At 49.2% G+C, this 12,927-nt stretch carries 8 protein-coding genes; 1 reads left to right on the top strand and 7 read right to left on the bottom strand.

The window, feature by feature from the left end; all coding sequences use genetic code 11:
- The 7 genes from OH144_RS13340 to OH144_RS13310 all read right to left on the bottom strand — a co-directional run bounded on the left by OH144_RS13340 (position 1) and on the right by OH144_RS13310 (position 10,314).
- Positions 1-693 carry an HAD family hydrolase gene (locus OH144_RS13340; protein ID WP_266202744.1) on the bottom strand — a complete coding sequence of 231 codons (693 nt, stop codon included), beginning with the start codon at positions 691-693 and terminating at the stop codon, positions 1-3.
- A 2-nt stretch (positions 694-695) separates the two neighbouring features.
- Positions 696-1,364 carry a TerD family protein gene (locus OH144_RS13335; RefSeq protein WP_266202743.1) on the bottom strand — a complete coding sequence of 223 codons (669 nt, stop codon included), beginning with the start codon at positions 1,362-1,364 and terminating at the stop codon, positions 696-698.
- A 17-nt stretch (positions 1,365-1,381) separates the two neighbouring features.
- The gene (locus OH144_RS13330; protein WP_266202742.1) at positions 1,382-1,957 is read right to left on the bottom strand and encodes a TerD family protein; all 576 of its coding nucleotides are present in this window, start codon (positions 1,955-1,957) and stop codon (positions 1,382-1,384) included.
- Positions 1,958-2,905: 948 nt separating this feature from the next.
- Positions 2,906-4,207 (bottom strand): threonine synthase, encoded by a 1,302-nt coding sequence (gene thrC, locus OH144_RS13325; protein WP_266202741.1) that lies wholly within the window; start codon positions 4,205-4,207, stop codon positions 2,906-2,908.
- Positions 4,207-5,160, bottom strand: coding sequence for a homoserine kinase (locus OH144_RS13320; protein ID WP_266202740.1), 954 nt, complete (start codon positions 5,158-5,160; stop codon positions 4,207-4,209). The genes thrC and OH144_RS13320 overlap by 1 nt, the downstream gene beginning before the upstream one ends.
- A gap of 18 nt (positions 5,161-5,178) precedes the next feature.
- Positions 5,179-7,629, bottom strand: a complete 2,451-nt coding sequence (gene thrA, locus OH144_RS13315) for a bifunctional aspartate kinase/homoserine dehydrogenase I (RefSeq protein WP_266202739.1) — start codon at positions 7,627-7,629, stop codon at positions 5,179-5,181.
- A gap of 708 nt (positions 7,630-8,337) precedes the next feature.
- Positions 8,338-10,314: a hypothetical protein gene (locus OH144_RS13310; protein ID WP_266202738.1), complete on the bottom strand. Its 1,977-nt coding sequence runs from the start codon at positions 10,312-10,314 to the stop codon at positions 8,338-8,340.
- 456 nt (positions 10,315-10,770) lie between these two features.
- On the opposite strand from OH144_RS13310, the gene OH144_RS13305 reads away from it, so the two are divergent.
- Complete coding sequence (locus OH144_RS13305) at positions 10,771-12,921, top strand: hypothetical protein (RefSeq protein WP_266202737.1); 2,151 nt, start codon at positions 10,771-10,773, stop codon at positions 12,919-12,921.
- The last annotated feature ends 6 nt before the right edge of the window (positions 12,922-12,927 follow it).

Below are 12,927 nucleotides of genomic sequence, written 5' to 3'. Positions count from 1 at the left end.
TTAGTCTAGAAATAAGTTACTAAGTGTTTTTCCATTCACAGTAATCAACTGGGCATGAAATCCAAATTTCTTTGCTCCTTCATAGTCCGCTGTTACATTGTCGCCAATATGTAAAACTTGATTTCTACTTACCGGTTGAATAGCTTGAATACTTGTTAAAAGAGTATTATATGCTTCATTAGATGGTTTAGAAAAGCCTATTTCATCCGAATAAATGCAGAAGTCGAAGTAGTCAGCAATGCTCAGTTTCTGCAAAATTTTGTTGACTGTTCTTCCTTTGATAAATGCCGTATTACTGAGGATGTTGAGAGAAAGGCCCTCCTCTTTTAAGTAGGCTAATATTCTTATTGTGTTTGGGTCAATGAGAACAGGATGGTACTTTAAGAAAAGCACCTCCATTTCAGAGTAAAAGCGTTCAAGACTTTCAATGGAAACCGTTTTAGTGTCAACACCTAAATTGTGCAGTATAATCAGGATTATTTCGAAAGTATCTAGGTTTTTACCTAACGTTTCATTAATTGAATTAAACAGTCTATCATAGTCAGCTACTACTGAAACAACAGTTGTTCTGGGTACTTTCACTGAAAAGTGTGTAGCTAACAACTCTGCCCTAAGGGGCTTAAAATCCTTATTAGATCTGATTAGCGTCAACCAGAGATCAAAAGAGATATGCTTTATACCTTTTTGCCTCACAATTATTGGTAGACGTATGCCTTTAGAATGTCAACGAAATTGTCTGTGGCTTGAGGGGTTCCTAAAGCTCTAAACTTCCAGCCACCATCCTTACGATAAGCTTCGGCGAAAACAAGTGAGCACATATTGTTGAAAGCAACTTCTCCAGATAAACTAAATTTTGCAATTTCTCTACCTCTTGCATCAACAGCTCTAATGAATGCATTATCAATCATTCCAAAATGCTGCCCGTTATGGCGTCCCTGGTATATTGTCACTAAGAATAGTATCTTCTGATATTTTTCATCTAGTGATTCTAATTTTACGATAATCTGCTCGTCATCTCCATCTCCAGCACCGGTTCTATTATCACCAGTTAACCATATGTTTCCAGATGGATGCCGCATGGAATTGAAGAAGATTACGTCTCCACCATATAAGCCAACTCTTCTGCCATCGGGTCTTTGTACTGTTTGCCCCAGGTCAGCAACTTTACCATTTTCATCTAACAGGAAAGCAACAGCATCTAGATCGTACTCCGGCTCGTTTCCCCCAAAGAGTTTCCCGAGGAAGCCCCCTTTTTTTCGGACGTCCCAACCTAACCCCATGGTTACTGTAGAAAGGTCAAAGGTTTCACCCCTGTCACTTTTTCTTAAATCAATTGTTTGTCCTTTTACTAAACTAATTGCCATATCACATTAAGTTTGTTTTATTTAATAATCTGACCCTTATAATATTTGCCAAGGAAGTAAGCTAGGTCCTCTTTATAACCTATGCCTGAAGCTTCGAACTTCCATTTGTTGTTTCTCTTGTAAAGCCTTCCAAACTCCACAGCTGTCTCAACTGAAAAGTCTTCCTCGAGCTCGTACTTAGCTATTTCTTGATTACTTGTGTTGTCAACGATCCTTATATAAGAGCTTCTTACTTGTCCAAAGTTTTGCCGCCTTTGAACAGCGTCATGTATCGTAACTACAAAAAGAATTTCTTCTACTCTAGCATCTACTTTTGATAGATCTATTTCAATAGTTTCGTCGTCCCCGTCTTCACTGTTGCCTCCTGTAGGGTCATCTCCTGTATGATGGAGAGCGTGATCAGGTGAGTCGGTATTACCATAGAAAATGAAGAAATCTTCAGCAGGTATAAGACGGTTTGCGTCTATCATGAATGCTGATGCATCTAGATCAAAATCATGACCTGTACCTTCATTTGGATCCCAGCCAAGACCTACACTTATTCTAGATAGTCCAATATCTATCCTTTGTCCCTTTTGTAAGTTAATTGCCATTGTATTGATTTAATTATTAATTATTATTCTTTAGAAGGTCATAGTTGAATTTCTAAAGGACTTATAAAATATATAGGGCACAGTTTTAAATGCCTAATAGAAGACTTGAATACTTCTTAGAAGTGATATTATAATTAAAGGTAGGTGCAGTTTAAGCTTCCTGTGCGTGTGAGTCCTGCTTTGAAGTCATTTAGTTTGTTTTATAGGATTTTTGTTGCGTTATAGGTAATTCAAATGTATATATTATAATATAGGTATGCAATAGCATACAAAAAGTTGTTTTCATTTTTTTGTATATGCTACTCACAGCCTCGAACATACCCATTTTGCAACACGTCTCCGCGACTGAATCGCCTTTCTATGACTGCTTAAAGTAGAAGAAGATCTCTAGCCTCGGTTAAATTTTGATTTCCTCATGGCAATTCGTTTTGTTTTAGTACGGCAATTTGCCCGTTTCCTCTACTTTACAGAGCTCCCCTTTTTCAAAGGGAGGTCATTGGACTGAAGCTAAGTTCATTAGGTGTTACTCTCAATATATAATCTATGGCTGCGGGTGAAGTTGATAAATTGGAAATCTTTCAGTATTTTTAATTCATAGCATTTGCAGTTAATCCGCAGTAAATCAGGCGGTGAGCGATTCGGTGAGTAGCTCTTTGTTCAGGCTTGTAAAGCATTGATTTCCAGCTGGTAGATGAGGTGTGCAAAATCCCTCACTCTCTGCTGGTAGGAATACCAAAATCAGGTAAAAGCCTGCAACTCTTCAGTTGCAGGCTTTTTTGTTTCTACGGGGCTCCTAAAATTCACCCTTTTTCCTGAAGAGTAGGTGAGTTGTCCGGTGAGTTCCTCAAGCGCCTCTATTGACTCACCGAATTAAAGTATAGCTGACTGAAAGGCAAGGTGTACAGTGGTTGTGCGTCTTGACTGCGGATGACCGTATTTTCTTCTCTATTATGCCTCCGAAAGTATAGCCTTCAGTTCATCAAAGCTGTTTTTTAGCGGCACGTTATGTTCCTGCTTTCCCGCAAATTCCTGCAGCCGGGCAGGTATGGCAATGGCTTCTCCCAGCGTTTCTTCCATCACTTCTTTGAATTTGGCTGGATGTGCCGTTTCCAGAAAGACGCCTATAGCTGGCGTTGAGGATTCGGACAGAAATCGTTTAGCTCCGCTGTAGGCTACTGCTCCGTGCGGGTCGAGTAAATAGCCGTACTGCAGGTATACCTCACGAATGGCTTTTCGGGTCTCCTCGTCAGTAAAGGTATAGCCGGTGATGTGCTGGCGAAATTGCTCCTGCTCTCCGTTATACAAGGCTTTCATACGGGCGAAATTGCTGGGGCTGCCCACATCCATGGCATTGCTGATGGTCTGCACCGATGATCGGGGGGAGTATATACCTGTTTCGAGATACTTCGGCACGACATCATTGGCGTTAGTGGCGGCAATAAAGCGGTGCACCGGCAAACCCATGGCGGCAGCCAGCAGGCCACCCGTCAGATTTCCGAAGTTACCACTGGGTACGCTGAACACAACAGGCTTACCCTGCTGCTGCAGCTGACCAAAAGCATAAAAGTAGTAGAACGACTGCGGGATGAGCCGGGCAATGTTGATGCTGTTGGCGGAGGTGAGCAGGTGCTCCCTATTTAATTCGTTGTCAGCCAGTGCCTGTTTGGCCAGTCGTTGGCAATCGTCAAAAGTGCCCTCTACCTCCATGGCCGTGATGTTATCGCCCCAGGTAGTAAGCTGCTTCTGCTGCAGCGGACTTACCTTTCCCTTCGGAAAGAGGATGTATACCTGAATACCCGGTACCTGGTGGAAGCCGGCGGCTACCGCGCTGCCCGTATCGCCGGAGGTGGCCACGATCACCTTCAAGTTATCGCTTTTGTCTTGGGTGAAGTAGGCCATCAGGCGCGACATGAACCGTGCTCCCACATCCTTGAACGCCATGGTCGGGCCATGGAACAGCTCCAGGCTATAGATATCCTTTTCCACTTCCACCAGCGGGATATCAAAGTTTAGGACTTCCTCTACCAAAGGCCTGAGGACATGCGAAGGAACATCTTCGTGCAGAAAAGCAGAGGCTACCGTGAAGGCTATTTCCTGTAGGGATAGTTGATGTAGTTGTTCAAAAAAAGATGCCGGGAGCGCAGGTATAGATGCAGGCATATAAAGGCCTCCATCCTCGGCTAACCCTTTTAATACCGCATGCTGCAGGAGTGCGGGTGCGGCCTGTTTATTGGTGCTGATATAGTGCATTATTCTTTGGCTAAAACGGGTTGCAAATTTTCTATTACTGGCCCCTGCAGGTTGATCTCAGAGACATACACCGTGCTGCCGATCCCTGCATCGGTGAGCTTTGCCTCGAGGGCGGCCGTTACATGGCGGGCAATGGACAGGCTGCTGCACAGGGCGAAAACGGAGGGGCCCGAGCCGGAAATGCCGAAGCCGAGCGCCTGTTGCTCCAGTGCGAGCTGGCGCAGCTCCCGGAAGCAAGGGATGAGCATGGCGCGCATCGGCTCTATTACCACGTCCTGCATGCTCCGACTGATCAGGCTCAGGTCGTTGGTGCAGAAGCCCGCTACCAGTCCTGCTACGTTACCCCATTGCGTCACGGCATCCCGAAGGGGAATCTGCGTCTTCAGGATCTGCCGCGCTTCCCGTGTCGGGATTTCCACATGCGGGTATACCAGCGCGCAAGCCAGTCCCGGTGGTACCGGAAGCCGTACCACATCCAGCGGGCTGTAGCTGCGTACCAGCACCAGGCCGCCCAGCAGGGCAGGTGCTACGTTGTCGGCATGCGCATTGCCACAGGCCAGCCGCTCCCCCTCCATCGCAAAAGGCAGCAGCTGTTCCCTTGTCAGGGGCTGGCCCATTAATTCATTGATCGCCACCAGGCCAGCGACGGCACTGGCAGAGCTGGAGCCGAGGCCGCTGCCAAAGGGCATCTTCTTGTACAGCTCTATACTTACTCCCTGCGCTATACCTAAGTGCCGGAGATAGTTGATCACCACGGCGCTTACCGTATTCTTCTCCGGATCGCGGGGCAGCCGGCCTTCGTCACCCTCCAGCACATCCAGCGTCACTTGGCTGCTGTCGTTGAGGTGCATGATCACTTCATCACCGGGCGCATGCACGGCAAGGCCCAATACATCATAACCACAGCTTACATTGGCTACAGTGGCCGGTGCAAATACTCTTATTGATTTCATAAATGATTACCTTTTTAGTTAATAAGCTGCTACCCGTACCAAATCTGCCAGCACACCGGCGGCAGTTACTTCGGCTCCCGCGCCGGGCCCTTTGATCACCATCGGGTTAAGGCGATAGCGCTCGGTGGTAAAGGAGATAATATTATCGCTGCCGGAAAGGCCGAAGAAGGGGTGTTCCGGACCGGCCATGACTACTTCTATCTTGATCTTTCCTGCCTCTAGTGAACCAATGTAGCGGAGGACTTTTCCAGCAGCGGCAGCCTCTTCTTTTAGGCTGGAAAAGTATGGCTCAGAGTTTTCCAGCTCCTGGTAAAAGGCCTCTACTGTAGGTGCAGCAATGCAGTTTTCCGGAAGAATGGGCTGTATCTGCACATCCTGCAGCTCCACCGGTAAACCTGTTTCGCGGGCCAGGATGAGCATTTTCCGGGCGAAGTCCAACCCACTGAGGTCATCCCGCGGGTCTGGTTCGGTAAAGCCTTTCAGTTGGGCCTCCCTTACCACCTCGGCAAAGGTTTTGTCGCCTTTGTACTCGTTGAAGATGAAAGAGATGGTACCGGAAAGGATAGCCTCTATTTTTAGCACCTGGTCTCCGCTGATGAGCAGGTCGTGGAGTGTCTTGATAACTGGCAGCCCCGCGCCCACGTTCGTCTCAAAGAAATAATCGACCCCATACTTGCGCACCACCTGCTTGTCTTTGTAGTAGTCGGAGAAGGTGCCGCAGTTGCGGATCTTGTTGCAGGTCACGACTGAAAAGCTTTGCTCGAACAATTGCCTGTAGGTGCCAGCCACATGGGTGCTGCCGGTGTTGTCGATAAAAACCGAGTTGGGCAAATTGAGCGACACCGCCCGCTCCATGAAGCGCTCCAGGTTGGCCTGCTCCCCATTTTCCACGAGCTCATCCTGCCAGTTTTTCAGGCTGATGCCGTCACGGTTCCAGAGCATCTGCCTGCTGTTGCAAACCCCTGCCAGGTTGATTCTCAAATGTCGGCTGGCCTGCAGGTGTTCCTGGTGCTCCTCCAGCTGCTTCAGTAGAGTGGCGCCGATGTTGCCGGTACCGCAACAGTAGACGTTCAGCGTTTTTACAGGCGAGAGAAAGAGCGCATCGTGCACAGAGTTGAGTGCCTTGGAGAGGTCTTCGCTGCTCACTACCACCGAGATATTTAGCTCAGAAGACCCCTGTGCAATGGCATTGATATTGACACCGCTCCGCCCCAGCGCGCTGAAAAGCTTGCCCGACAGCCCAATGGCCTGCTTCATGTTTTCCCCGACCACGGCCATTACGCTAAATCCTTCCTCTACCAATGGCTTGGAAAGCTTACCAGTCAGTAGTTCATACCCAAATTCCGCCTCGATGGCGGTACTGGCAGTCAGGGCATCCTCTGGCGACACGGCAAGCGTAATGCTGTGCTCAGAACTAGCCTGCGTGATCAAAATTACGTTTACGCCTGCCTGGGCCAAGGCCGTGAACAAGCGACCACTAAATCCTTTATACCCGACCATGCCGCCACCCTGTACCGTGAGTAAACTGACAGCAGGTATAGAGGTGATGCCTTTCACCAGGGAGCCATTCACAGAGGCTTTAGGGCCGATGGCTGTTCCAGCAAAGGAAGGATTAAAGGTGTTTCTGACCACGATGGGTATTCCCTTGGCAATAGCTGGCAGCATGGTAGGCGGGTGCACTACCTTGGCGCCAAAATAGGAAAGCTCAATGGCCTCGTTGTAAGACAGCTGTTTGAGCGGAAAAGCCTTTTTTACCAGCCGCGGATCTGCTGTCATAAAGCCATCCACATCTGTCCATATCTGTACTTCGTCGGCGCCCACAGCGGCTCCCACCAGGGCGGCCGTATAGTCGGAGCCGCCACGGCCCAGCGTAGTGGTGTTGCCGTGTTGGTCAGAGGCGATAAAACCTGTGATCACGGGAACGGTGCCGGCGTGCTGCCCAAAAAAAGTCTTTGCGAGCTGGTTGGTTAAAGCCTCGTTCACGACGGCTTTGCCGTAATGGCTATCAGTTTTAATAAACTGGCGGGCATCAGCAAAAACCGAGTTGATTCCATGCTGCTTCAGTACATGTGCAATGGTGTAGTTGGAGAGGATTTCGCCATAGGCTACCACCCGGTCGTTGGTTCGGGGAGAAGCTTCACCCAGCGCATGGACCCCTGCCAGTAGTTCTTCTAGCTCGTTGAAGTATAGCCGGAGGCCCAGCAAGGCCACGTTCTGGTGCTTTACCTCCAGCAGGGTCTTCACAAGCTCAAAATGGCGGTCTTCGATCGTTTTCAGTCCGGTCCCAAACTCTTTTCCTGCCGCTGCATCTGTCACGAGCTGCAAGAGGGTATTGGTCACCCCGCTCATGGCCGAACAGACCAAGGCCACCGCCTCATCTTTCTGCTGTTGCTCTTTGACTAGTTGCACCAATGTGCTGATCGATTGCGCTGAGCCAACCGAAGTACCTCCGAATTTTAAGATTTTCATGTTGTACAGGGGTTAAAACAAAAAGGCCTTCCTCATTTTCTGAGGAAGGCCTTTTTGTAGGTTATGACTATGAGATACTAACTCATACTACTTTCAAATTCCTTTCCCCATGTGCAATAGCCTGTCGTCCCGGTAATCGTAATGATCCCGGTGGAAATAATAATAGTGGTAGAAAACAGGTTGTTGCTCATGGATTGCATGGGGGCAATATGAAGCTTTTTTTTCTATATATCCTAATGAGTCCGTTATTTAATATGTTAATGGTCACTATTTTAAAGTGAAGAAGTCGCTCTGGATAGGCAGCAGGAGGAAAGGTAAAGTCATAATCCATTGACCGAAATACGGCTGCAGAGAATGAGGTTCCGGGTCATAATCCAATTTCTTTTGCTGCTGTTCAGTAGTGTGGTTTCCGCTATATGCGGTAACTAGCTTTCCGGGATCAGCCCGTTAAAGAAAGAAACAGGATTCTATAATTGAAGGCCGTTTCCTGCAAAGGCAAAATAATGGTGACCGGTTCAGGGCAAGGCGACTGCAGGTAGAATGGGCATATACAAAATGGTAGCCGTTTTAGTCTTGCGTACGCCTGCCTGTTGTTCAGTCATGGAGCTTTCTCCAAGCTTTTCGCATCATACCTTCATGCTAAAGGTTATCGGAACGGGCCCTGCCTGGCGTCCGAAGAAGTGCAGCCCCTGCTCTTATACTTTTAAGCTATTCAGCAATTGCAGTCTCGGGCGTATAGCTCCACAGGTCGGCTCCGAGCCTGAAGTATAAAACACCGCTCCCGTCCATCGTCAACAGGTCCAGTCCTTCGCGAAGAACATTGACTTCCATGGTTTGTGGGTCAACGGAGAAGAATTTTCGGCCGCCTGTGCCGTATACATTACCGGAAGGATGTGTCACCAGAAAAGCGTCTCGCCAGAGATGAGTTCGTTTGGCCGGCACCTCGTATACTTTAGTTTGCTTTACAACCTGCCTGGAGGCAGGGTCAAAGACAAAAAGGTTGCCATCGGCCATGCCCCATAGTTTCTTGTCAGGACCTTTGATCAGGGCAGTTACGGCCATAATGCCTGGTATCGGGGTGGTTTCGAAGATGGTTTCCCGCTTGTCCGGGTCCCAGCAGAAAAGCTTGCCTTCTTTCTCGGTTGGGGTGATGCCGAGTCCTCCGGAAATACTGGTTCCTCCCCAAATCTTGCCGTCCAGGAAAGCAAGGCACACCGGGGATTGATTCTTTACAACATCAGTATAAGTATGAGTCTCGTCTGTCTCGGAATCATACTCTGCGATCGCGCCACCCAATACCCCATAATTGGGAACAGTGCCAAAGTATACTTTCCTGAGCGAATCAACGCTTAGGATGGCAAAGGGTCTGGATTGCCCCTCTAGCTGCTTGATAAGCCGTGGGTTATTCTGGCTCACGTCCCAGGCGCGTTTGGTGTCATACTTATAAAGCTGCGCAGCGGGGTAAATGCCAAAGTATAGATCATCCCCCTGTTTCGCCATTCCCTCCGACTGTATCAAACCAGAATATTCCACTGTCTTGCCGGATTTGGGGTCATAGGCGGCATTGCCGCCGGCCAGGTACCCGCTCAGCCATACCCTGTCGTCCGGACCATAGAAGATGCTTTGGATATCGATGGGTTGCTTCGGGATGTTCAGGGTGACGGTGGAGGATTTTCTCGTTGCGGGGTTATACTTCACCAGCTGGCCTTCGGTGGTAAATAGCTCCACTTCGTTATTTTTGTTCCAGCGGGCTGCCTTGGTTTTGCCCTTGAAACTCAGCAGGTGCTCGGAGGCTGCATAAGCGCTCGCAGTTAGCTCACTGCTGTATAGGTTGGTGTCTACGGTATAGTAAACAGTAGGGATTTTTTCGGCTTTCAGCAAGGTCCTGACCTCCATCGTGCCCAGTGTTTCCTCCAATTTACCTGTTTTAGCGTCGAAGACCAAGGCTTCCCTGCCCACGCCCTTGTTATTTAGCCACACCAAGAGCTTGGTGCCGGTTTTGGCCTTCACCAGCTTCAGGTTATAGATGGAGCCGTTCTTTTGATAATGCTCTGGAAGGAATTCTCTTTTCTTGCCTGTTTTCAGATCAATCTCCACGACATTGGCCCCAATGTAAACGGCCACGAATAACTTATCTGTTTTCTTGTCATAGGCCAGGAACTGGGCATACTGCTGGTTCTCGACCACCGGCCCCTGGCTCACGTCACTAAAGCCGTCTTTCGGGTGATAGCGGAAAATCCTGCAGCCGGGGTAAGTGCCACCATATATTTCCCCGTTCTTTCCTGCTACCACGTCCCAAACCAGCTTTTCTCCCTCCAGCACGATCCCCAGATTTTCGATTTCCTGCGTACCAGGCATATGTTTAAACAGGTAGCCTTGGGCGCTTGACACGTAGAGCAAGCCGTCGGTAGAGGCAACAATGGCCCAGGAGCCGTCGGTGTTCTCCAACTCCAGGTCAGCAACAAGCTCGTTAGTGGCTAAATCATAGCCAAATAAATGGGCTGGCCTGCCCCTGACCACGCTGTACACATAGGTTTTGCCGTTTTTGCCTTCAACAAAGGCAGAGCCCTGCAGGGTAGCCGAGTGCAGCTGTGGGCCCAGGTTCTTAAAAGTGCCTTTTTCCTGCGCATGGGCTCCCCAGCTAAGGAGCAGCATAAGCAAGGCGAGGTAGAGTTTCTGAATCATAGAAGTATATGGTTTAGTTTTAGCCTAAGGAACGAGGAAGTAGGGGAAGCCTGCCCACCTATAAACAGCCGCTGCTGAACGGCCAGTACGATCAATTTATACTTTGCTTCGGATTCACAGGAGCTCCTGTAGCCAGTTGTGGCTTTGCCCATACGCCAGAGCGAAGAATTGCGGACAATACTATTGATTTTCTATAAAGGTAAGATGCCATGAATTGGAGCTAACCTCTATCTAATATAGTTATAAATTTTAATAGGTAGATAACCTTTTTAATATATTTTAATAAATATTTGCTTTAACAGTTTTTTTGTTCTATTATTCATTACAAATAAGCAAAGATTTTAGATCGGCTTTGGGAAAGTAGGAAGGTAGAGGAAGCAGCAAAGCAGGAATAAAAGAAAAGCTTTTCTCATTAGTGCCATACTTCAGAACCTATTTCACCTTAGTATATCTATAATGAAAAGATCAATTCTATTCCTGCTTTTGATAAGCCTGTTCCTCTCCCTGAAGGAGGCCCGGAGCCAGAGCATTAAAACGGATATCATCATCTGCGCTGACGGTGCGAATGATGTCAACAGTATCCTGGATGCAAACAACTACTCGTACCGTGTTATCGCCAACCCGCTAGAAGCTGTAAAAGCAGCGAAGAAAGGGGGGAATGTGCTCTTTATAGCAGATGGGTACCCAACTAAGCGCCTGTCCCTGCCAAAAGAGGTGGAGAAGTTGATAAACAAAAAAAAGCTGCGGGTATTTGTGGAGTATCCAGCACCCTCAGCTGCCCTGCTGGTAGAAAAGGACTCTCTTAAAACGCAGCTCGAAAGGGCTGTGGTGACCACAAGTAAGATCAAAGGGGTGGATTCACTGGATCTGATCGGCATCCACAACGCCTATGTGGTGAAGTCCACGGCGGCTAACCCGCTTATGATCGTGGCCAAAGTGGCGGGGTTTGACAATGCCCAGTATGGGATTGATGATGTAAAGCATGATCCGTTCCTCTACCAGCAGGACCGCTATCTGGTGGCTACCACCCGCCTGAGCAATGCGCTAACCTCCCGGTTCGGTCCCTTGGACCATGTACGACCGGTGTGGGAACATATCTTCAGCTACCTGTCCCCTGCGGTGAAGTGGGAATTCAAAAACTGGCCCCTGCATGTGGCACCCATGCACGCCAAAAAAGAGACTCTTTCTTCTCAAGACTACCAGCAGGCCATTAAGAAGGGTATAGATTGGTTTTACAAAGGCCGCTTTTTCGTGCATCCTTCCTGGGAGAGCCTTTTCCTGGAAAGACAGGGGGATGGCACTGATGTAGCAGGGCCTCCGCTGGATCATAGCTTGCCGGTGGGTGACGGGTCTTTGGGTGTGCTGGAAGGGCACTTGTCCCGGATACAGGCCGATGGTTCCCAGATCTACCGGTACTGGATGCGGGCAGATTGTAACGCCGAAGTGGCCTATGCGCTGAGCGTGTTGGGGGATTCGTCTGCCAACCATAAGCAGGTGGCGGCAAATCTGCTGGACTATATCTTCGAGGGCTCAAATTTAAGGGCAGGTAACCGTAATGATCCGAAATCTGCCAGCTATGGCCTGGTGGGCTGGAGTACCACGCACCCGCACGTGTACTATGGAGATGATAATGCACGCGTTATATTAGGTGCTTTAGGGGCCTCCGCTCGCTTAAATCAAAGTGATTGGGATAAGTTCATCGCAGAGGCCATCATCGCCAACTTCCGCACTTCAGGGAAAAACGGTTTCCGGGGAGAGCGCCTGGAGGACGCCAACGTGATTAAAGCCGGCCTGGAAGCTATCCAGCAGAACGATCTGGTGTATCCGCACCCGCACTTTGAAGCCTGGATGTGGGCCTGCTACCTCTGGCTGTATGATAAAACGGGCCACCGCCCCTTCCTGGAGCAGTCTAAAAAAGCCATAGCCATCACCATGGAGAAATACCCGAACTGGAAATGGACCAACGGCATTCAGCAGGAAAGAGCCAGAATGGTACTGCCGCTGGCGTGGCTGGTGCGGGTAGAGGATACGCCGCAGCACAGGCAGTGGCTGGACATGATTGCAGGCAGTCTGCTGGAGAACATGGATGAGAGCGGAGCCATCCGGGAAGAACTGGGGGCTGCCGGGGATGGTATGTTTGGTGCCACCAAGTCGAACGCAGACTATGGCAAGCACGAAGCGCCGCTTATTGCCGTAAACGGTGACCCGGTGGCTGACATGCTCTACACCACGAACTTTGCCTTCTTTGCCCTGAATGAGGCCGCGGCAGCCACAGGCGATGCCAAGTATAAAAAGGCCGTGGATAAGATTGCTGATTTCCTGGTACGTATCCAGGTGAACAGCGGTCAGCATCAGGATCTGGATGGAGCGTGGTTCAGGGCCTTTGATTATAACCGATGGGAATATTGGGCCTCTAACGCAGATGCCGGCTGGGGTGCCTGGGGTACGCTTACCGGTTGGACTCAAAGCTGGATTGTGAGCACGCTTGCCCTGCAGCAGCAACAGCAAAGCCTCTGGGATATTTCCAAGAACTCCACCATTAAGACAGAAGCCCAGAAGGCAATCGATGTGATGCTAACCTCTCCGCAGGGACAGGCAAAGCGCTAAGCGCAG

Source organism: Pontibacter kalidii (assembly GCF_026278245.1).
GTDB classification, from domain to species: Bacteria; Bacteroidota; Bacteroidia; order Cytophagales; family Hymenobacteraceae; genus Pontibacter; species Pontibacter kalidii.
Note: the sequence above shows the minus strand (reverse complement) of the source record. Positions and strands in the feature narration are given on the sequence as shown.